Consider the following 21,073-nt stretch of genomic DNA (forward strand, 5'->3'; position numbering starts at 1 on the left):
CCGTTCCCCGGTCCGAAGGAGTACCCCATGTCAGACGCCCAGACCACGGCCCCGGCGGTCGATCCCGCCGAGAAGAGGTCGATCCGCGACCTCGTGCGGGCCGCCATCTCGGGATGGCTCGGCACCGCGCTCGAGTTCATGGACTACCAGCTCTACTCGCTGGCGGCCGCGCTCGTGTTCGCCGATCTGTTCTTCTCGTCCGAGAACCCCGCGGTCGCGGTCGTCGCCGCGATGGCGACCTACGGCGTGGGCTACGTCGCCCGCCCGGTCGGCGCATTCTTCTTCGCCCGTCTGGGCGACCGCACCGGCCGCACGAAGGTGCTGTTCTACACGATCCTGCTCATGGGCCTCGCGACCACCCTCATCGGCGTGCTCCCCACGTACTCGCAGGTCGGCATCCTCGCCCCGATCCTCCTCGTGCTGCTCCGCATCGCCCAGGGCTTCGGCGCGGGCGCCGAGATCTCGGGCGCCGGCGTGATGCTCGCCGAGTACGCCCCCGCCAAGCGCCGCGGAATCATCGCCTCGCTGGTCGCCCTGGGCACGAACTGCGGCACACTGCTCGCCTCGGGCATCTGGGCCATCCTCCTCGTCACGTTCAGCGAGGACGAGGTCATCGAGTGGGCCTGGCGCATCCCGTTCATCGCCAGCGCCGTCATCATGCTCTTCGCCATCTGGGTGCGCTTCAACCTCAAGGAGACCCCGGTCTTCGAGCAGCGCGACGACGTGGTCGACGGCAAGGCGCTGTCGAAGGAGGAGACGATCCGTCTCGCGACCGAGACGGGCGACATCCGCACCCTCGAGTCGATGCAGCGCAAGCCCTGGAAGGCGTTCTCGATCGCGCTGCTGCTGCGCTTCGGGCAGGCCGGCAACTCGGGCATGATCCAGACGTACCTCATCAGCTACATCACCGTCGTGCTGCTGCTCGACCGCTCGATCGGCGTCAACGCCGTGATCGTCTCGTCGCTCGTGGCCTTCATCACGGTGCCGCTGTCGGGCTGGCTCGGCGACCGGTTCGGCCGCAAGCGCATGTACATGGTGTGGGCCGTCATCGCGCTCATCGTGATCGTGCCGACGATGCTCATGATCAGCAGCAAGGACACCGCGCAGGTCTTCATCGGCTACGTGGTGCTGCACAACCTCGCGGTGATGAGCTTCGCGTCGCTCGAGAACCTCACGCTCCCCGAGATCTTCGGCGCCCGCAACCGCTACACCTACACCGCGATGGCCCGCGAGATCGCGGCGATCGTCGCGACCGGCGCCGGTCCTGTGATCGCCGCCGCGTGGGTGTCGGCCGTCACCGGCTCGTTCATCCCGATCATCATCATGCTCGTGTTCTTCACGCTCTGCGCGCTCGTCGCGTCGATCTGGATGCCCGAGGTCGCCGGTCGCGATCTGACCGACCCGCGCGACGCCATCTGACCCGCACACATCACCATCGGGGGGCGGTCCGCGACACCGCGGGCCGCCCCTCTCTCTTCGAGGAGGACGACATGGCCATCGCGCACGTCGACGTCATCATCACCAGCCCGGGGCGCAACTTCGTGACGCTCAAGATCACCACCACCGACGGCATCGTCGGGTGGGGCGACGCGACGCTCAACGGGCGCGAGCTCGCCGTCGCCTCGTATCTGTCCGACCACGTCGCCTCGACGCTCGTCGGCCGCGACGAGGACCGCATCGAAGACACCTGGCAGTACCTGTACCGCGGACCGTACTGGCGCCGCGGCCCCGTCACGATGGCGGCGATCGCCGCTGTCGACATGGCCCTGTGGGACATCAAGGCGAAAAAGGCGGGGATGCCCCTGTACCAGCTGCTCGGTGGGGCCAGCCGCGAGGGCGTGCGGGTGTACGCGCACGCCTCCGGCACCGACTACGCCGCGCTGAAGAACGCCATCACCGGCTACCAGGAGCTGGGCTACACCGCGGTGCGCGTGCAGACCGGGGTGCCCGGGCTCGGCCAGATCTACGGCGTCTCGAACGCCGGACCCGGCGTGCGCTACGACTACGAGCCCGCCAAGCGCTCGGGCGACCGTCCCGCCGAGGAGACGTGGGACACCCGCAACTACCTGAACCACATGCCCGGCGTGTTCGCGAGCATCCGCGAGGACTTCGGCTCCGACCTGCGCATCCTGCACGACGGCCACCACCGCATGTCGCCGATCGAGGCCGCCCGCTTCGCGAAGGACATCGAGCCCTACGACCTGTTCTGGCTCGAGGACTGCACCCCGGGTGAGGACCAGACCGCGCTGCGACTCGTGCGCCAGCACTCGACGACCCCGCTCGCGATCGGCGAGGTCTTCAACTCGGTGCACGACTACCAGACCCTCATCACAGAGCGCCTGATCGACTACGTGCGCTCGGCCGTCACGCACACCGGCGGCATCACCGCCATGAAGAAGCTCCTCGACTTCGCGGCGATCTACGGCATCAAGTCGGGCATCCACGGCCCCACCGACATCTCCCCCGTCGGCATGGCCGCCGCCCTGCACCTCGACCTGGCGATCCACAACTTCGGCATCCAGGAGTACATGCCGCACAACGCGCAGACCCTCGAGGTCTTCCGCACCTCGTTCACGTTCGACCAGGGCTTCCTGCACCCGGGCGACCAGCCCGGCCTGGGCGTCGAGCTCGACGAGGAGGCCGCGGCCGGCCACGAGTACACGAAGGCGTACCTGCCGGTGAACCGTCTGCTCGACGGCACCGTGCACGACTGGTAGGACCGCGCGCACACGGCGGCCCCGGCCGCGACCCCTGGTCGCGCCGGGGCCGTCGTGCGTCAGGCCTCGGGGAGTTCCAGCACCTCGTCGGTGAGGGTGATGCCGCCGGACGAGTTGGCCGACATCATGAGCTGCTCGATCCACTTCACGTTGAGCTGCGGCGGTTCGGGGTCGTCGAAGACGAATCGCAGCGGGATCGACGGATGCAGCCAGATGGTCTGGCGCCCGTGCTCACCGTTCGCGGGGTCGCGCCACGACAGCGTGAAGCTCTCGTTGCGTCGCAGCTTGGTGGCGATCGCGACCTTGAGGTGAGCGAGCGCGCGGTCGTCGATCGGGATGCCGTCGTTCGATCCGCCGTAGCGCAGAAGTCCCATGGCAGAACCCTAGCCGGGTCGTCGGCGCTGGGCGGGATCGCGCGCGGCGACGCGTGCGTGCGCACGCTCGATCCGATGACACCGCGCGCACTCCCCTCCGAATCCCGCCCTCCGCGCGCGCGGACATGGGACGATGGGAAGACCACGATGCGATCGCAGAGTCGCGCCTCATGACACGGGTTCCGGTGGCCGGAGTGAGGAGAGTCCCATGGGCAAGTTCATCTACGAGGGCGGCGTCAAGACCGAGATCGAGGACCGGGCGCTCACGCACCTGCAGCTGGTGATCACCGCCAAGCTCCGTCGCGGCGAGCCGTTCGCCTTCACGTGGAAGGAAGACCCCAGCATCGGCGGCGGTCGCACCACGGTGTGGATCCACGCGGGCAGCGCGATCGTCTACAAGTACCACGGCAGCCGTCAGCCGTCGGTGAACCGCGACTGGATCGAGGCGCTCGCCTTCACCGCCAACGGTCCGAGCGGCCTGTACCTCGTGCCCGAGCCCGCCGAGGGCATGGCGACCGAGCGCCTGGGTCTCTCGACGCACGCCTGACGACGCTGTCATCGCGTTCGCTATCAAGCGCTTCGCGATGACACAACCCCCTCAGTAACGCGAATCCGATGGAGTTAGCGTCACCTTATGGACGGGGCGAGGACGATGACACGGGCACACATCGAGATCGATGGCCACGACTTCGTGCTGGATCCCGATCGCGACCTCGTGGAGGTCATGGAGCTGATCGAGAACGCCGCGCGGTCGGAGCCGACCTTCGTCGACCTCTCCAGTGGCGAGGAGCTGGTGAGCGTGCTCGTCTCGCCCGGCGCGAAGGTGGTCGTCACCGTCGCGCATGAGAGCGTCGCCACCGCCGAGGAGGAGGCGCCCGTCGCGCCCTTCTCCGACTGGGAACTCTGACGCAGCGCGTCGCCGACGAGAGGACAGCAGCGTGAGCATCGAGCAGGAGGCCCGCCGGGCCGTCGTCACCGGAGCGGATTCGGGCATCGGGCGCGCGACCGCCGTCGCGTTGGCCGCCGCCGGCATCGACGTGGGCATCACCTGGCACAGCGACGAGCAAGGTGCGCAGCAGACCGCGGAAGAGGTGCGCAGCCATGGCGCCCGCGCCGTCGTCGCCCGCCTCGACGTCTCCGACATCCCCGCCTGCGGCGACGTGGTCGACGCCCTCATCGCCGAGCTCGGCGGCGTCGACGTCTTCGTGAACAACGCGGGCACCGGCACTCAGACGCCCTTCCTCGACCTGACGCTCGAGCAGTGGAACCGCGTGGTCGACACCGACCTCACGGGCGCCTTCGTGTGTCTGCAGCGCGCCGCGCGCGCCATGGTCGCCGCGGGCAACGGGGGCCGCCTGATCTCAGTCACGAGCGTGCACGCCCATCAGCCGATGATGGGATCGAGCGCGTACGACGCCGCGAAGCACGGACTCGACGGACTCATGAAGAACCTGGCCCTCGAACTCGGCGGTGCCGGCATAAGCGCCGTGAGTGTCGCACCGGGCGAGATCGCGACCCCGATGACGGGACAGGCCGATGAGGACCCGCGGGCTGCGGACCGCCCCGGCATCCCGCTCGGCCGTCCGGGCGACGCGCGCGAGGTGGCCGCCCTCATCGCCTTCCTCGCCTCGCCGGAGGCCGCGTACATCTCGGGCGCCTCCATCGTCATCGACGGCGGGATGCTGCAGATGGGGCCGCAGGCCGGCGCGAGCATCACGTCGCACGACTGGCGCTCGGTCTGAGCGCCGCACGACCGCCGATGGACGTGCACCGAGGCGGCCTCGCCACGACGGTCGTCATCCCCGTGAAGGACGACGCCGACCTGCTCGCCCGTTGCCTCGATGCGCTCGCCGTGCAGACGCGGAAGCCCGACGAGATCGTGGTCGTCGACAACGGTTCGACGGATGCCTCGGCCGCGGTCGCGCTCGACGCCGGTGCGCGGGTGCTCGAATGCGCCGAACCCGGCATCGCCGCGGCATCCGCGACGGGCTACGACGTCGCCCGCGGCGATCTCATCCTGCGCCTCGACGCCGACTGCGTGCCCGACCCGACCTGGGTGGCCGAGGTGCTGCACGCGTTCGCCGACCAGCCCGACCTCGCGGCGGTCACCGGTCGCGCCCGCTTCACCGACGGACCGGAGCGCCTGCGGGCCCCGCTCGCCGCGGTCTACCTCGGCGCGTACACGCTCATCACCGGCCTCGCGCTCGGGCACCGCCCGCTCTTCGGGTCGAACCTCGCGTTCCGCCGCGAGGCGTGGTGGGCGGTGCGCGACCGCATCCATCGCGACCCCGAGGTGCACGACGACCTCGACCTCGCCTTCCATCTGGGCGAGCACCACCGCATCGGCCTGCTGCCCGGCGACAGCATGGGCATGTCGATGCGACCGTTCACCTCGGGCCGGTTCGGGCGTCGCGTGCACCGAGGGTTCCGCAGCGTGCTCGTGCATTGGCCGCATGACTTCCCGCCCCTGCGCTGGACGCGGCTGCTGACGCGGCGAGCGCGCCGCTCGACCCGGGGCCCGGCCCGCTCCCGCGCATGACCGCGACGGCGCCTCCGCTGCTCGGCCCGCCGGGGCGGGACGACCTGCACGTGATGACGTTCAACGTGCGCCGTGCGATGGAAGGGCCGCTGGTGCGCCGGCACGACCGCTGGAGCCATCGCGCTCCGGCCGTCGCGGCGCTGCTGCGCACCGAGCGCCCGGCGGTGCTCGGGCTGCAGGAGGTGCGGCCCCGCATCCTTCCCGTGCTGCGTGACGCCCTCGGCCCGGGGTACCGGCGGATCGGTCGGGGGCGTGACGCCAACGGCGGCGGCGAGGGCAACCCGCTCTTCTTCAACGAGCAGCGGTTGTCGCTGCGCGACTCCGGGCAGGATGCGCTGTCGCCGCACCCCGACGTGCCCGGCTCGCTCGGCTGGGGCGGGCTGTTTCCCCGCACCGCCGTGTGGGGCGCGTTCGACGATCGCATCACGGGAGCACGGTTCCTCGCCGTCTGCACCCACCTCGATCCGTTCTCGCCGCGCTCCCGGCGGCGGTCGGCCACCGCTCTGCGCACTCTCGTGCACCGCCACCGGCTGCCCGCAGTGGTGATGGGCGACCTGAACGCCGGCGTGGACGCCCCCGCGGTGCGCGCGCTGCTCGCCGGCGGGATGCTGCGCGACGCGTGGGCCGCGGCGGAGCACCGCGCGACCCCGGCCTGGGGCACCTTCCCCGACTATCGCGCCCCGCGCGAGAACGGCCGCCGCATCGACCTCGTGGCCGTGACCCCCGGCATCCGGGTTCGCGCCGCGGGCATCGACGCGCGTAGGTTCGAAGGACGCACGCCGTCTGACCATCTCGCCGTGCACACCCTCCTGCACCTCGCAGGTCGAGAGGACCCGCATGAAGGACGACTTCCTCCGGCCGCCCCGCACCCCCGCTGAGTGGGCCGCCGACGCCCTCCGACTCCTCGGGGTGCTCGGCGTCGTGGCCGCCGCGATCTGGCTGCAGCCGACCGACGCCGGCATCGCCGCTCTCGCCCTGCCCGCGCTCATGCTGCCCCGCATGCTCGGTCTCGCCGCCTGGTTCGACGTCACCGCGTGCGTCGTGGTGCTCGTCGCCGCGTGGAGCAACGTGTTCGACCTCTACCGCTCGATCACCGGGTGGGACCTGGTGCTGCACTTCGCGTGCACGGGCGTGCTCGCGATCGTCGCCGCCGTCATCCTGACCCGCACCCGCGTGGTGCCGCTGACCCGAGACGACGGGGTCCGCCGGCGCACGCCGATCGTGCTGCTGCCGCTCATCGCCCTGGCGATCAGCGCCGTGTGGGAGATGATCGAGTGGCTCGGCTGGGCGTTCATCAGCGACGACATCTACGTCACGTATCAGGACACCATCGGCGACATGGCGCTCGGGGGTCTCGGCGGCGTCGCGGCGGGCATCCTGCTCTCCCGCGTGCGCGTCGCTCGCAGGGCTCACGAGCCCGCGACCCCGATCTCGTAGGCGAAGATCACCGCCTGCACCCGGTCGCGCAGTCCGAGGCCCCGCAGCACCTTGCCGACGTGCGTCTTCACCGTCGACTCCGACACGAACAGCCGCTCGGCGATCTCGGCGTTGCTCGCCCCCTCCGCCATCAGCAAGAAGACCTCGCGCTCGCGCTCGCTGAGCACGTCGAGGCGGCTCTCGTCGCGGGGCCTGCTGCGCGCGAGCGCCGGGGCGGCGAGCTGCACGAGCCGCGCCGTCACCCGCGGCGCGACCACCGCGTCACCCCGGTGCACCGCGCGGATCGCATCGACGAGCTCGCTCGGCCGGGCGTCCTTCAGCAGGAACCCGCTCGCCCCCGCCTGGAGGCCGCCGAACGCGTACTCGTCGAGGTCGAACGTCGTCAGCACGATCACGCGGCACGCCGGCTGCATCGCCGTGATCAGCTCGGTGGCGCGGATGCCGTCCATCCCGGGCATCCGCACATCCATCAGCACCACGTCCGGTCGCAGCGCCCGCACGGCCTCGACCGCCTCTCGACCGTTACCCGCCTCGCCGACGACCGTCAAGCCGTCCTCCGCGTCGAGCACCATGCGGAACCCCCGCCGCACCAACTGCTGATCGTCGACCAGCAGCACCCGGATGTCGTCGGTCATCTCTCCCCCTCGCTTCGCAGGGCGATCGTGACGCCCCACCCTCCGCCGGGCCGCGGGCCCGCCTCCACCGTTCCGCCGTAGAGCGCCGCGCGCTCGCGCATCCCCACCAGCCCCCGGCCGGCACCCTGAGAGGGCTGACCGGCACCGGGGCCGTCGTCGGCCACCTCGATCGCGACACCGTACGCCGACCAGTGCACGTCGGCGCTCACCGTCGCGTCTCCGGCGTAGCGCAGGGCGTTGGTGAGCGACTCCTGCAGCAGCCGGTAGACGACGAGGCCGAGCGACGGGTCGCCCGTCGGCGTCCCCGTGGTGCGGAACGCGACCTTAAGGCCCGCCGCACGGAAACCGTCGACGAGCTCGGCCAGCTGATCGGCCCCCGGCTGCGGCATCCGTTCGGCCGGGCGGCCGTCGTCCTCGTGCAGCACGCCGAGCAGGCGGCGCACCTCGGCGAGCGTGCGGCGGCCGGTGTCGCCCACCTCGCGCATCGTCTCGGCCGCCGCATCGGGCCGTGCACCGACCGCCGCGGCCGCCCCATCCGACAGCGCGATCATCACCGTCACGCTGTGCGCGATGACATCGTGCATCTCGCCCGCGATGCGGTTGCGCTCCTGCGCCGCAGCGATCACCGCCTGCTGGTCGCGCTCGAACGCGAGCCGCTCTGCACGGTCGATCAGCGCCTGCGTGTAACGGCGCCGCCCGCCGACGCTGGTGCCGATGAGCGTCGCGACGAGCAGCAGGATGACCACCGACCCGGCGCCCGTGAGCGTCTCCCAGAAGTTCGGCGCCGGGTTGGCGGCGAACAGCATCACCTGGGCGCGCGAACCGGTGAACGCACCGACGAGCCCGGCCGCCGTCGCCACCCCGAACCCGGTCCACGCTGCCCTCGACGACCGATAGGCGCCGAGCGCGTACAGGCCGAACAGCAACGGCAGCAGCTCGGTCGCGGTCGGGATCGGCAGCGGCACGAGCAGGTACGCGCACCCGACGACGACGAGCAGCCACGGCCGCGAGCGCCGCAGCGCCACCGCGACGACCGCGAGCACGACGAGCGCGGCGGTCGGCGCCACCCAGGCCTGCGGGAGGGGCAGCCCCCACACCAGCGTGCGGTCCTCGGAGATGGAGTACCACGAGGCCGCGACCGCACCCGCGAGCGTCGGGATCGCGTAGACGAGCACGACGACCGTGTCGAAGAGCCGCGGATGCCGGTGCAACCAGCTGCGGAACCCTCCGGGCGGCTTGGGCAGGGGAAGGTCCCCGGTCGTCGCGACGACCGGGGACCTTCCTGCGCGACGGATGCTCAGGCGTCCCGTCCCTTCAGCACGAAGGCGCCGGCGACCAGCGGCACCGCGGCCCAGATCGCCAGGGTCAGCAGGGCGTCGGCCGTGCCGATCGCCGGATCGCCGAACATCGCGTTGCCCGGGATCGAGGTGAGCACCGATCCCGCGTTGGTCATGAGGTACGGCGACAGGTCGCCCACCCACTCGAGGAACCCGCCGAGCAGCAGGAACACCGTCGGCAGGGCCAGCACGATGCCGACGACGATCGTGATGCCGCCGGCACCCGAGCGCACGAGGGCGCCGATGCCGACGCCGAACAGGGCGACGAGGCCGACGAAGAGCGGGGCGCCGAGCAGGGCGGTGAGCACCTCGACGTCGAACTGGGTCGCGTAGCCCTTCGCGTCGAGGATCGCCGTCGCGGCCCCCCACGAGGCGAACACGCCGATGAGGCTCACGAAGAACGTCCACACGAACACGACGACCGACTTCGCGGCGAGCACCGGCAGGCGGCGCGGGACCGCGGCGAAGCTCGACCGGATCTGCCCGGTGGAGTACTCGCCCGAGAAGGCGAGCACACCCTGGATGCCGGCGACGAGGATGCCCACCTGCACGCCGATCGTCGCGGGGAACACGGCGAGGTACTGACGCAGCTCCTCGGTGTCGGGCACGTCGCCGAAATCGGCGGTGCTCGCGAGCAGCACGGCGAGGCCGACCCACAGCACGAGGATGATCGCGGTGGTCCAGAACGTCGAACGCAGGCTCGTGAACTTGATCCACTCCGAGCGCAGCACGCCGGTGAGGCGCAGGCGGGCATCGGGGCGGATAGATGCCGGGGCGGAAGCGACGGCGGTCATCGTGCACCTCCCGTCGTGGCCGGGACTCCGCCGGCGCGGTACTCGACCTCGTCCTGCGTGAGGGCGAGGTACGCCTCTTCGAGCGAGCTCGAGACGGGCGTGAGTTCGTGCAGCGGTATACCGGCATCGGCAGCAGCGTCGCCGATCTGCTCGGCCGAGACACCCTGCAGACTGATCGCCCCGTCGGGGAGCTGCGTGCCGACGATCCCCGGGAGCGCCGCGGCCAGGCGGTCGGGGTGCGGGGTGCGGACGCGCACGGTCTGCCCGCCCGCCCCCGCGATGATCTCCGACACCGGGGCGTCGGCGAGCACCTGACCGCGGCCGAGCACGATGATGTGGTCGGCGGTCTGCGCCATCTCGCTCATCAGGTGCGACGACAGCAGCACGGTGCGCCCCTCCGCGGCGAGTCCGCGCACCAGACGCCGCACCCAGGTGACGCCCTCGGGGTCGAGACCGTTGACCGGCTCGTCGAGGATGAGCGTCTGCGGGTCGCCCAGCAGCGCCGAGGCGATGCCGAGCCGCTGGCCCATGCCGAGCGAGAAGCCGCCGACGCGCTTGCGCGCCACGCTCTCGAGCCCGGTCAGGGCGATGACCTCGTCGACCCGCTGGCGGCCGATGCCGTGCGTCGCCGCCTGAGCGCGCAGGTGGTTGTACGCGGTGCGGCCCGTGTGCACGGCCTTCGCGTCGAGCAGCACGCCGACCTCGCGCAGCGGAGCGCGGTGCTCGGCGTACGGCTTGCCGTTCACGGTGACCGTGCCGCTCGTCGGCCGGTCGAGTCCGACGATCATGCGCATGGTGGTCGACTTGCCGGCCCCGTTCGGGCCGAGGAATCCGGTGACGCGACCGGGCTGCACCGAGAAGTCGATGCCCCCGACCGCGGTCTTCGTGCCGTAGCGCTTCGTCAGCGCACGTGCCTCGATCATGTGTGTCCTCCACATCGGTGGTGGGGAAGAACCCCCGTGCACACCACGCTAGAGACGGGCATCCCTCCTCCGCGTCCATCGCTCGACGGAACCTGGGGAATGCCATTGGTACCTGGGTACCAGACAGAGCAGCCGTCGGGCCACTCGCAGGTGCATGCCAGGTGGGCGCGATAGCGTGCGGGGGACCACCGCGATCCCCCACCGCAGAGGACACGATGAGCCACGCCCTCCCCCTTCCGGCCGCCGCCGCGACCTCGTCGTCCGAATACGAGGGGTTCATCGGCTGGGTGCTCGGCCTGATCGAGTCCCTCGGCGAGCTCGGTGTCGGGCTCGCGGTCTTCATCGAGACGTTCGTGCCGCCCATCCCCTCGGAGGCGATCCTCCCCGTGGCGGGCTTCCTCGCCTACGAAGGACGCATGAGCTTCTGGGGAGCTTGGCTCGCCTCCACCCTGGGCGCGCTGCTCGGCGCCCTGCTCTGGTACGCGATCGGTGCCGCGATCGGCCGAGACCGCACGCGACGCCTGGTCGGGCGCATCCCGCTGCTCGACCACGACGACTTCGACAAGGCCGAGGCGTTCTTCGACCGGTGGGGCGTGCGCGCGGTGCTGTTCGGGCGCTGCGTGCCGCTGGTGCGCTCGTTCATCTCGATCCCCGCGGGCATCGAGCGCATGCGGCTCTGGGCCTTCGCGCTCTACACGACCGTGGGGTCGGCGGTCTGGAACGGCATCTGGATCGGGCTGGGCTACGCGTTCGGCCCCGCCATCAAGCCCGTGCTCGAACAGTGGAGCGGCGTCATCTCGAACGTCGCCGTGGGGGCGATCGCGCTTCTCGTGCTGTGGTTCATCGCCGCGCGCATCCGCCGTCGTCTGCGCGACCGCGCCGACGACCGCTCCCTGCAGCCCGACGCCGACTAACCCGTTCCCCTGCCGCGCTGCGCGCTGCTGCGTGAGGGGTCAAGACACGCCGTATCGCGGGGGTCGGAAGCGGCACATTGTGACCCCTCACGAGGGTGGGGGCGCGCCGCGGGGTCGGGGCGCCTGGGGTGAAGGCTCAGGCGTCGGCGCGGGCGGCGCGCTTGGCGTCTTGGAAGACGCGGATGGCCTCGTAGCGTTCGGCGGACCGCGCCTGACGTTTCGCGGCCTGCTCGGCACGATCCTTGGGTGGCGCGGTGGTGACGAGACCGTCGAGCAGGTCGCGCACCGAGCGCTCGATCTCGGCCACGGCCCGGTCGAAGACCTCGCGGTTCGCTCGGGAGGGCGCATTCGTGCCCGAGATCTTGCGCACGAACTGCACGGCCGCATCATGACACTCGTCGTCGGTGGCGGGCGGTTCGAGATTGTTCAGAGGGATGATGTTGCGGCACATGCCAGCCACGCTAGGCCGGTGCCGCCAGGAGTCAAGAGCATCCGTCACGCGGGGAGCGGGCCGCGGAGGGCGGCGTCGATGCGGGAGACGACGTCGGCGGGGGCGGCGACCGCGGCGAGCTCGGGGCGCAGCGCGCGACCGGGCACCCAGCGGATGTACGCGTCGAACTCGGTCGCCATCGCGGGCGAGTGCTCCGCGAGGACGCCCGAGACCAGAGCGCACACCCCGGGACTGTCGGCGAGCACCGCGAGGTCGGTGTCGACCCCGCCCGCCAGCTCGGCGCCACGGGCAGACGGATGCACCGCCCCCGACCCCACCTCGACCACCCACTCGTGCGTGCCGGAGCCCACCTCGAACGGCGCACGCCCGGGCAGCACCACCTCGGCATCCGTCCCGGTCGGCACCTCGGCCGTCACGATCACCCGGTCGCCGTCGCGCCGCCATGCCACGCGCGCGAGCCCGTACGGGGTCTCGTGTCGAACCTCGGCGTGCGCGAGCCGCGACGGGAACCACGGATGCACGCGCAGCCGCCGATACCCGGGCGCCGCCGGGGCGAGGCCCCCGATCCGCCGATGCAGTACGTCGGCCACCGCTCCGAACGCGCAGTGGTTCAGCGACACCATGCCCGAGGGGTGCAGCGTGCCGTCGGGGCGCACGGCATCCCACCGCTCCCACATCGTCGTCGCCCCCTGAGTCACGGGGTACAGCCACGATGGGCACATCGTCTGAAACAGCAGCTGCTCGGCGGCGTGCTCCTGCCCGTTGTCGAGCAGCGCGTCGAGCACCACGGGCGTGCCGAGGAATCCGGTCGCCATGCGGTAGCCGCCGGCGCGCAGCAGGAAGGCGAGACGCTCCGCCATGGCCCCGCGCAGGTCGGCGGGAAGCAGGTCGAGGGCGAGCACGAGGGCGTATGCCGACGGAGCATCCGACATGAGCCGCCCCTCGGCGGTGAGGTACGCGCGCCCGAACGCCGCCGCGGCGAGCCCCGCGATGCGCGCCGCCTCGTCCGCGCCCGCCTCGTCGCCGGCCGCGCGCAGCGCATCTGCGGCGAGCCGCGCGGAGGCCACGCGGAAGGCCCCCGCGACGAGCCCCGGATCGGCCTTCGCCTTGTCGGGCCGCGCCGAGGTGGGGTCGAGCCAGTCGCCGTACTGGAAGCCGCGCTCCCAAAGTCCCCCGGCATCCGCCAGACTCTCGCACGCCGCGACCCAGGCGCCCATGGCGGGGGCGAGTCGCGTGCGCACGCCGTCGTCGCCGTAGCGCTCCCGCAGCAGGTTCGGCACGATCGTCACGGCATCGCCCCACCCCGCCGCGGCGACCTCGGCGAACGCGCCGAGCGGATTCGGCACGACCGTCGGCACGACACCGTCGAGCGCGCGTTGCTCGAGCGCGAGGTCGTCGAGCCACGCCCCGTACAGGGCGTCGACGTCGAAGATCGAGGCGGCCGCCGCGGCGAACACCTGCGCGTCGCCCGTCCACCCCAGGCGCTCGTCGCGCTGCGGGCAGTCGGTCGGCACGGCGAGCAGATTGCCGCGCAGGCTCCAGACGACGTTCTCGTGCAGCCGGTCGAGCAGCGGGTCGGACGAGGCGAACCATCCGTTACGACGCACATCGGTGCCGAGCACGATCGCGCGCACGTCGGCCGGATCGAGCGGATGCTCCACCCCCGACACCTCGGCGTACCGGAACCCGTGGAACGTGAACTCCGGTTCGAACTCGCGCGGTCCGGCACCGTCTCCGACGATGCGGTCGGTCGCCTCCGCGGCACGCAGCGGCCACGTGCACAGCTCGTCGCCGTCGAGCACCTCGGCATGGCGGATCACGACCTCGGCACCCTCGGGCAGATCGAGCCGCAGCCGCACGCGCCCGACGAGGTTCTGGCCGAAGTCGATCAGCGTGCGTCCGCCCGGCCGCGCCTGCAGCGACACCGGCGCGACCTCGGCGACGCGGCGCACCGGCTCCACGTCGAGCAGCTCGACCCGCACGCCCGGCGGCAGGGGGAGAACGGATGCCGGCGGCCAGGCCGCGTCATCGAAGCCCGGGAGCAACCACCCCGCACTCTCCTGACGGAGGTCGCGGCGCTCGCCCGCGTACAGCCCGCTCGCGACGAGGGGTGGTGCCGGGTCGACCCGCCACGCGGTGTCGTCGAGCTCGGTGACCCGCCCGTCGGTGTGCATCAGGCGCAGTCGCACCGAGACGGCGGGCTGATCGCCGTAGACGCGGGTGGCGTTCGCGCCGAAGCCGTAGCGTTCGGTGAACCAGCCACCCGCCGCACGAACGGTCAGCGCGTGCACGCCTGGCGTCAGCGTCGCCGTCGCGTCGGTGACCGTGAGCGGCAGCCGGTCGCGGTACGACGTCCACCCCGGCTTCAGCACGTGGTCGTCGACGTCGACGCCGTCGATGGCCACCTGGTGCACGCCGTGGCCCGTCGAGGCGACCGTCGCCGACACCACATCGGCGGGAACGTGCACCTCTCGGCGCAGGTGCATCGTCGCCGCCTCGCCGTCGGGTGCGGGGTGCGCGAGCATCCCGCGGTCCCATGAACCGTCGGCCAGGTGCACCGCGAACGGCAGCGGGCTCCACGCCGTCCAGCGGCCGTCGTCGCCCTGCACGCGCACCGCCAGCGTGTGCGCCGCGCCGTCGATCAGGGGCGCGAAGGGCCACCGCACGAGCACCGAGCCGGCGTCGAGCATCCGCTCCTCGCCGTCGTCGAGGCGCAGCTGCGCACGCTCGGGGCGCCAGCCGGGCGGCCCCTCGACGGTCCACGAGACCGCAGGGGTCGGCACGACGGCGACCGAGAGATCGCGTCGGCGTCCGAGCCGGAGGCCGGTGACGACGGGGGTCACGCGAGGCGTTCCCGCAGCCAGCGGATGCCTCGTTCGTCCTGCACAGCCCCGCCGCCCTCATGACCGTTGTCGGGGTAGATGACGATGTCCTTGTCGGCGCCGCCGTGGCGGTGGAACGCCGCGAACACGGTCGACGGCGGGCACACCGCGTCGAGCAGCGCCACCGAGAACAGCGCAGGGCAGGTGGCCATCGGGGCGAGGTTCGCCACGTCGCTGTACGACAGGGTGCGCAGGGCCTGCTCGCGCAGGGTGCGCTGCGAGGCGAAGAACCGCGGCAACTCGTCGTACGGGCTGGTCGAGGCGAGGTCGAGGGCGCGGGGCAGATCGGTGAGGAAGGGCACGTCGACCGTGGCGGCGGCGACGGCCGGATGCAGGGCGGCCGCGGCGAGCGCGAGCGCTCCGCCCTGGCTGCCTCCGCGCACAGCGGCGCGGGTCGCCCCGGTGAGGGCGAGCGCAGCGTCGACCGCGAGCACGGCGTCGGCGAGCAGCCGGCGGTAGTAGTGGTCGTCGGGGCTGGCGAGGCCGCGCGTGAGGAAGCCGGGGGCCGAGGGGCCCGAGCCGACGGGGTCGGGGGTGTCGCCCACGGCGTGCACCCCGCCCTGGCCGCGGTTGTCCATCACGAGGGTGGTGTAGCCGGCGTGCACCTCGAGCGGGATCTCGTGTGCGAGGCCTCGCCCCGACCCGTAGCCCTGGTATCGCACGACGACGGCTGAGGTGTCTCCTTCGCGGGGCGTGTGCAGCCACGCGCGGATCGGATGTCCGCCGAACCCGCTGAACTCCACGTCGCGGGTGCGCACACCGCGCACGACCGTGTCGACTGCCGTCGCGCGAGGCGGGGCGGCGAGGGCGCGCGACTCGTCGAGCGTCCGCCGCCAGAAGTCGGCCAGGTCGGCGGGCGGTTCGGAGACCGCCCGGTAGGCGTACAGCTGCGCGAGCGGCAGGTCGAACAGGGGCATGGGGTCTCCGTCGGGGTCGGGAAGGGATGCCCGGTGCCGCAGCGGGGTGGCTGCGGCACCGGGCGAGGGGGTCAGCGCGCGGCGTGCGCCCGGCGCCGTCGGGCGACGATCACCCCGCCACCCAGCAGGAGCGCGAGGCTCAGCAGGGCGAGCGCGATCGGGGCGGACGCACCGGTCTGGGCGAGCGGGTCGGTGGCGGCCGCAGCGGCGGACCCGCCGCCCGTGCCCGTGCCGCCCGCGCCGCTCCCGGTCCCGGTGCCGCCGGTGCCGTCGCCGCCACCGGTGCCGGGGGTTCCGGGGTCGTCGTCGGCGGCGAGCAGGCGCACGGGCAGGAACTGCGCCGAGTCCTTCTCGGCCGCGATGCCGCCGCCCCAGGCGAGGTAGCCGTCGCGGCCGGCGCCGTCGGCCTCGTTGACGATGAGCGCGCTGCTCACGAGGGCGGAGTCGGGGTTGACGCCCCCGAGCCGCACCCACGGCACCGCCGCTTCGTACACGGTGGTGCCGGCATCCTCGTCGCGCTGCACCGCCACCTGCGATCCGGCCACGGTGCCCGGGCCCTCGCCGACCGCCAGCCAGCGGTACATCTGCGGGCCGACGGGCGTGAGCGCGAGTCCGAGCTCGTGCCAGGTCGACGCCGCACCGGGCGCGCCGCCCGCGACGGTGAACTGCACCGAGTCGCCCTGCCAGATGTTCGCGCCGGCGGCGGGCTGGTCGTGCACGTCGTCGGTCACCTCGATGCTGACGTACAGGTTGTCCTCGTCCCACGTGTACCAGAACCGCGCCGACTGGTCTTCGGACGGCGCGAGCGCCGCGAGAGCACCGGCCTCGGCATCCTGCCCGGCCAGCACGACGGGGGTGAGGTCGTCGAGGTCGTCGAGCACGCCGTCGACCGCGATCGTGCGGTGGGCGGCGTCGAGCGCGGCGTCGACGTCGAGCGGGGCCACGGCGCCGGATGCCCGGAGCTCGCGGTCGCCGATCGTGGCGGTCGCCGTCCACGCCGTGCGGGTGGTCACCCCGTCGAGCGGCACGTCGACCGTGAGGGCCTCGTGCGGCGCGACCTGCTCGCCCTCGGCGAGGGTGCTGGCCGTCTCGCCCAGCACCGCGGCGAGGGAGTCGACGGTGAGCGCGGCGTCGGAGGCGTTGCGCAGGGTCAGCCGCAGCACGGATGCCCCGTTGGCGGTGATCGTCTGATCGCCGCTGAGGGTCACCGGCTCGCTGACCGTGGTCGACGCGGTGAGGGCGCCGAGGAAGGTCGTGCCGCGGTACAGGTCGGCGTCGACGACGTACTCGCCGAGCGCCGTCGCCGCGGGCAGCGTGAAGTCGACCGTGGCCGATGCTCCCGCGGAGACCGTCTGGGCGACCTCCTGACCATCGGCGAACACGAGGCGGTAGTCGCCCGCCGCGGTGCCCGCGGCGTTGTCCATCGTCCAGTGCGCGTCGATCGGCTGACCGAGGTACGCGGGGTCGAGCGTGAGCGTCGTGGCGTTGGCGGCCACGCCGGTCAGCTCGCCCTGCACGTACACGGGCCCCTCGCGCAGGTCGAGCACGATGCTCGTGCCCGCGCCGGCGGCCACCTGACGCGAGCCGCCGTACATGTCGACGAGGGTCACATCGCCCGTCAGCTCGACCGTGACCGAGCGGGCCCAGGTCGACCACAGCGCGGTCACCGGCCCCGACGGGGTCGTGAACGCGACGTTCCACAGGTCGGCGATCGAGGTGTCGCGGGCCGCGAACTGGGCACCCGCGAGCACGTCGGCCGCGGTCGAGTACGACGCGAAGGCCGGCTTCGGGGTGAAGGCGCCGAGCGGGTCGCGCGGGTTGTGCAGCAGGCCGAAGTTCTCCTCGGTCTCGTTCGCGTTCACGCCGTCGTTGACGAGGTCGTACACGTAGTAGCGCTCGACGTCGTGCATGGCCGTGATGACCGCGGACTTCGCGATGTTGGCCGCCTGGCTCTGCTCGCTGATCGCACGGGCGTTGGTGCCGGTCGGCCAGCCGTGCTCGGTGATCCACAGCGGGATCGACTCGCCGTCGTTGTACTGACGCACGAGCGCGTCGATGCGGGTGAGGGTCTCGTCGAGCGCCTCGGCGCTGACCGGGTAGCTGTACGGGTGCAGCACGATGCCGTCGAGGTAGTCGAGCGCGCCGAGACGGAAGGTGTTCTCGAGCCAGTCGGCGTTGAGGATGGCGACGGCCGGGCCGATGACGGGCAGGTCGGGGTCGACGGCCTTCACCGCGGGCGACGCCGACTTCAGCAGGTTGACGTAGTTCTCGGGCGCGACGTTCGTGTTGCCGCCGAGCCCCAGGTCCCACTCGTTCCAGATCTCGATGCCGGTCGACATGTCGCCGAACTGCCGGGCCATCTCGGCGGCGTACGCCGAGTAGGCCGCGACGGCGGTGGGGCTGACCGGTCCGTTGCCGCCGTCATAGAGCGGGTTGCCGTAACCGGCGAGCAGCAGCGGCTTCACGCCGGTGGCACGGGCCCGATCGAGGAACTCGGCGCGGGCGAGCGACCAGTCGTACACGCCGGGGGTCTTCTCGACCTCGCTCCAGTAGACCTCGTCGCGGAACTGCGCGACGCCGCCGAGCTCGAGCGCCTGCATCGAGGCGGGGTCCCAGTTCTGTCCGTAGTGGGTCGCGGCGCCGTAGCGTCCGTTCGCCGTCTGAGCGACGTCGGTGTCGGCGAGCACGGCGAAGGTGGTCTGTCCACCGCCGATGCGCGCCCCGTCCTGATAGGCGTCGACGGTCAGCGTCGCCCATCCACGGCTCGCCCCCGCGAGCACGAGCGAGCCGTCGTTCGGCTCCTCGCCACTCGCGAGCGTGCGGCCGTCGGCCGAGGTGGTGCGCCAGCGCACGGTGTCGGCTGTGGTGTCGTAGGGGAAGGCGACGGTGTCGCCCTCGGTGAAGAGGTTGCCGAACGTGCCGGAGCCGAGGGTGAAGGCGGGCTCCTCGGCCGCTGCCGACACCACGATGTCGTCGACGAGCACGGTCGCGGTGGGCAGCGAGGCATCCGGCCGTGCCCAGCCGTTCACGACGAAGCCGATCTGCTGCGCGGGTCCGTGCCACTCGCCGTCGCCCGCTCCGCCCCACGCGCTGTGGCTGGGCTCGCCGGTGACCGAGGGAAGGCTGATCTGCTGCCAGCCGTCGACGTCCGGCACCGGCAGGAAGCTCTGGTGGGTCTGCCCGGTGACGTCGACGAGCTGCACCCCGATCGTGTGCAGGTTGTCGGCGTCGACCCAGAACGAGACGCTGTCGAGGTCGGTGTTCGACAGGGCGCGCACGCCCATCTCCCACCCGTCGACGCCGCGCACGGCGGTGTCGAGCTGGATCTGCACCGACGAGGCGCCGGTGTGGCCGCGGTCCGCGGCGGTCACGGTGCTCGGCGCGACGGTGGTGCCGTCGAAGGCCACCGCCGACCAGCCGTCGAGGTTCTCCACCGCGATGGGGGTGTCGGCGGCGACCGCCGCCGACGGGAGGGCGAGCGTGCCGACGACGAGCAATGCCGCCCCCGCGCTCAGGGTCCGCCCACGTCGCGCGGGGCGCGGCAGGTGCGTTCGTGATCTCACTGGTGTCTCCTCTTCGAGCCGGATATCGCGAAAATCGGGAAATCGTTTTCCCTCCGGCATCCTTGCGAGCGGAGTGCGCGCGTGTCAAGCGTGGTCTACGCGGTGAAACCCGAGTCAGAGCATCCGTAGAATTGCTTTTGACGAACCGGGCGCGCACCTGGTAGACATCCGTAGAGCAATCGCTTTTCCCGATACTCAGCACCCGAACGAAGGAGTTCCCATGTCGAATCGCATCCGCGCAGCAGCGGCTCTGCTCGCGCTCGGCGGCCTCACCGCCGGCGTCGCGGGCTGCGCGTCCTCCGACCAGCCCGCCGACTCGGACGGCGGCCAGGTCACGATCCAGATCGGCGACCGCCCGTCGTCCGACCGCCCCGAAGACCGCAAGTACTTCGACGAGCGCGTCGAGGCGTTCGAGAAGGCCAACCCCGACATCGACCTCGAGGCCGTCGAGACCGGGTACGACGCCACCACGTTCCAGGCGCTCGCCGCCGGCGGCACCCTGCCCGACGTGCTCAGCGTGCCGCTCACCGAGCCGCAGGGCCTCATCGCCCGCGGCCAGGCCGCCGACATCACCGATGCGCTCAAGGACGAGGGCCTGCTCGACTCGCTCAACCCGTCGATCCTCGAACTCGCGTCCGACGACGACGGCAAGGTCTACGCCGTGCCGACCAACGCCTACTCGTTCGGCCTGGTCTACAACCGCTCGCTGTTCACCGCCGCGGGTCTCGACCCCGACGCCCCGCCCACGACGTGGGAAGAGGTGCGCGAAGCCGCGAAGCAGATCAACGAGAAGACCGGCGCCGCCGGATTCTCGGTGCTCACCACCGCCAACACCGGCGGATGGCAGTTCACCGGCATGACCTACTCGTTCGGCGGCACCGTCGAGAACGAGGACGGCTCGAAGGCCACGTTCGACGACGCCCCCTCGGCCGACGCCCTCGCGATGCTGCACGACATGCAGTTCGAAGACGGCACCCTGCCCGCGAACACGCTGTACGACATGGATGCACAGGGCCAGGACTTCGCCGCCGGCAAGATCGGCATGATGATCGGCGCGAGCGACCGCTACTACGGCGTCGTGCAGAACCTCAAGCTGCCGGCCGAGGACTTCGGCATCGGCGGCATGCCGCAGGACGGCGGCCCCAACGGCACCCTCTCCGGCGGCAGCGTGCAGATCGTCAACCCGAAGGCCACGGATGCCGAGAAGGCCGCCGCGGTGAAGTGGATCGAGTTCTTCTACCTGCAGCGCTACTTCGACGAGGACACCGCCGTCGCCGACGCCAAGGCGTCGAACGAGGCCGGCTCCGTCACCGGCCTGCCGGGTCTCGCCGTCGTGAACACCGAGGCGTACGACCAGTACTTCGAGTGGATCGCGGACTACATCAACGTGCCGTCCGACAACTTCACCCCGTACCTTGACGCCTCGACCGAGATCCCGGTCGTGCCCGAGCCCGTGAACAACGCGCAGGAGGTCTACAGCGCGCTCGACACCGTCATCCAGACCGTGCTGACCGACGAGAACGCCGACATCGACGCGCTGCTCGCGAAGGCCCAGGAAGACGTCCAGGGTCGTCTGACCCGCTGACACAC

Annotated in this window: 19 protein-coding genes; 10 read left to right on the forward strand and 9 right to left on the reverse strand. The window is 71.9% G+C overall.

Translation table 11 applies throughout. The features are described from left to right. Positions 1–27 precede the first annotated feature (27 nt). Together RWS82_RS10050 and manD are read left to right on the forward strand one after the other, a co-directional pair. On the forward strand, positions 28–1,419 hold the full coding sequence (locus RWS82_RS10050) for an MFS transporter (RefSeq protein WP_314649600.1): 1,392 nt from the start codon (positions 28–30) through the stop codon (positions 1,417–1,419). Positions 1,420–1,490: 71 nt separating this feature from the next. After that, a complete protein-coding gene (manD, locus tag RWS82_RS10055) occupies positions 1,491–2,717 on the forward strand; it encodes a D-mannonate dehydratase ManD (RefSeq protein WP_314649602.1) in 1,227 nt (408 codons plus the stop codon). 59 nt (positions 2,718–2,776) lie between these two features. On the opposite strand, the gene RWS82_RS10060 is transcribed toward manD, so the two are convergent. Next, on the reverse strand, positions 2,777–3,091 hold the full coding sequence (locus tag RWS82_RS10060; RefSeq protein ID WP_314649604.1) for a hypothetical protein: 315 nt from the start codon (positions 3,089–3,091) through the stop codon (positions 2,777–2,779). Positions 3,092–3,299: 208 nt separating this feature from the next. On the opposite strand from RWS82_RS10060, the gene RWS82_RS10065 reads away from it, so the two are divergent. From RWS82_RS10065 to RWS82_RS10090, 6 genes are all read left to right on the forward strand, one after another. Then, a complete protein-coding gene (locus RWS82_RS10065; RefSeq protein WP_314649607.1) occupies positions 3,300–3,638 on the forward strand; it encodes an ATP-dependent DNA ligase in 339 nt (112 codons plus the stop codon). A 105-nt stretch (positions 3,639–3,743) separates the two neighbouring features. Further along, the gene (locus tag RWS82_RS10070) at positions 3,744–3,998 is read left to right on the forward strand and encodes a hypothetical protein (RefSeq protein ID WP_314649608.1); all 255 of its coding nucleotides are present in this window, start codon (positions 3,744–3,746) and stop codon (positions 3,996–3,998) included. Positions 3,999–4,029: 31 nt separating this feature from the next. Next, positions 4,030–4,833 carry an SDR family oxidoreductase gene (locus tag RWS82_RS10075; protein ID WP_314649610.1) on the forward strand — a complete coding sequence of 268 codons (804 nt, stop codon included), beginning with the start codon at positions 4,030–4,032 and terminating at the stop codon, positions 4,831–4,833. Between the two features lie 17 nt (positions 4,834–4,850). Beyond that, complete coding sequence (locus RWS82_RS10080) at positions 4,851–5,630, forward strand: glycosyltransferase family 2 protein (protein WP_314649612.1); 780 nt, start codon at positions 4,851–4,853, stop codon at positions 5,628–5,630. Further along, positions 5,627–6,508, forward strand: coding sequence for an endonuclease/exonuclease/phosphatase family protein (locus tag RWS82_RS10085; RefSeq protein ID WP_314649615.1), 882 nt, complete (start codon positions 5,627–5,629; stop codon positions 6,506–6,508). The genes RWS82_RS10080 and RWS82_RS10085 overlap by 4 nt, the downstream gene beginning before the upstream one ends. Further along, positions 6,468–7,067 (forward strand): DUF2238 domain-containing protein, encoded by a 600-nt coding sequence (locus tag RWS82_RS10090; RefSeq protein WP_314649618.1) that lies wholly within the window; start codon positions 6,468–6,470, stop codon positions 7,065–7,067. Before RWS82_RS10085 ends, RWS82_RS10090 begins: the two co-directional genes overlap by 41 nt. Here RWS82_RS10090 and RWS82_RS10095 read toward each other — a convergent pair. The 4 genes from RWS82_RS10095 to RWS82_RS10110 form a co-directional block, all read right to left on the reverse strand. After that, positions 7,040–7,702, reverse strand: a complete 663-nt coding sequence (locus tag RWS82_RS10095) for a response regulator transcription factor (protein WP_314649621.1) — start codon at positions 7,700–7,702, stop codon at positions 7,040–7,042. The two genes, RWS82_RS10090 and RWS82_RS10095, sit on opposite strands and share 28 nt — an antisense overlap. Then, positions 7,699–8,913: a histidine kinase gene (locus RWS82_RS10100; protein ID WP_314649622.1), complete on the reverse strand. Its 1,215-nt coding sequence runs from the start codon at positions 8,911–8,913 to the stop codon at positions 7,699–7,701. The genes RWS82_RS10095 and RWS82_RS10100 overlap by 4 nt, the downstream gene beginning before the upstream one ends. An 86-nt stretch (positions 8,914–8,999) precedes the next feature. Then, a complete protein-coding gene (locus RWS82_RS10105; RefSeq protein ID WP_314649624.1) occupies positions 9,000–9,833 on the reverse strand; it encodes an ABC transporter permease in 834 nt (277 codons plus the stop codon). Next, positions 9,830–10,756, reverse strand: a complete 927-nt coding sequence (locus RWS82_RS10110) for an ATP-binding cassette domain-containing protein (protein WP_314649627.1) — start codon at positions 10,754–10,756, stop codon at positions 9,830–9,832. The genes RWS82_RS10105 and RWS82_RS10110 overlap by 4 nt, the downstream gene beginning before the upstream one ends. 215 nt (positions 10,757–10,971) lie before the next feature. On the opposite strand from RWS82_RS10110, the gene RWS82_RS10115 reads away from it, so the two are divergent. Further along, entirely contained in the window at positions 10,972–11,670 is a 699-nt protein-coding gene (locus tag RWS82_RS10115) for a DedA family protein (RefSeq protein WP_314649629.1), read from the forward strand. 136 nt (positions 11,671–11,806) lie between these two features. Here RWS82_RS10115 and RWS82_RS10120 read toward each other — a convergent pair whose 3' ends face one another. From RWS82_RS10120 to RWS82_RS10135, 4 genes are all read right to left on the reverse strand, one after another. Continuing rightward, entirely contained in the window at positions 11,807–12,121 is a 315-nt protein-coding gene (locus RWS82_RS10120) for a DUF2277 domain-containing protein (RefSeq protein WP_314649632.1), read from the reverse strand. 44 nt (positions 12,122–12,165) lie between these two features. Continuing rightward, positions 12,166–14,964, reverse strand: coding sequence for a family 78 glycoside hydrolase catalytic domain (locus RWS82_RS10125; protein WP_314649635.1), 2,799 nt, complete (start codon positions 14,962–14,964; stop codon positions 12,166–12,168). Next, positions 14,961–15,920 (reverse strand): alpha/beta fold hydrolase, encoded by a 960-nt coding sequence (locus RWS82_RS10130; RefSeq protein WP_314649637.1) that lies wholly within the window; start codon positions 15,918–15,920, stop codon positions 14,961–14,963. Before RWS82_RS10130 ends, RWS82_RS10125 begins: the two co-directional genes overlap by 4 nt. A gap of 71 nt (positions 15,921–15,991) precedes the next feature. After that, complete coding sequence (locus tag RWS82_RS10135; protein WP_314649640.1) at positions 15,992–19,483, reverse strand: sugar-binding protein; 3,492 nt, start codon at positions 19,481–19,483, stop codon at positions 15,992–15,994. A 220-nt stretch (positions 19,484–19,703) separates the two neighbouring features. Here RWS82_RS10135 and RWS82_RS10140 point away from each other — a divergent pair, with 220 nt between their 5' ends. Then, on the forward strand, positions 19,704–21,068 hold the full coding sequence (locus RWS82_RS10140) for an extracellular solute-binding protein (RefSeq protein WP_314649643.1): 1,365 nt from the start codon (positions 19,704–19,706) through the stop codon (positions 21,066–21,068). Positions 21,069–21,073: the final 5 nt, after the last annotated feature.

This window comes from uncultured Microbacterium sp. (genome assembly GCF_963528945.1).
GTDB lineage: Bacteria > Actinomycetota > Actinomycetes > Actinomycetales > Microbacteriaceae > Microbacterium.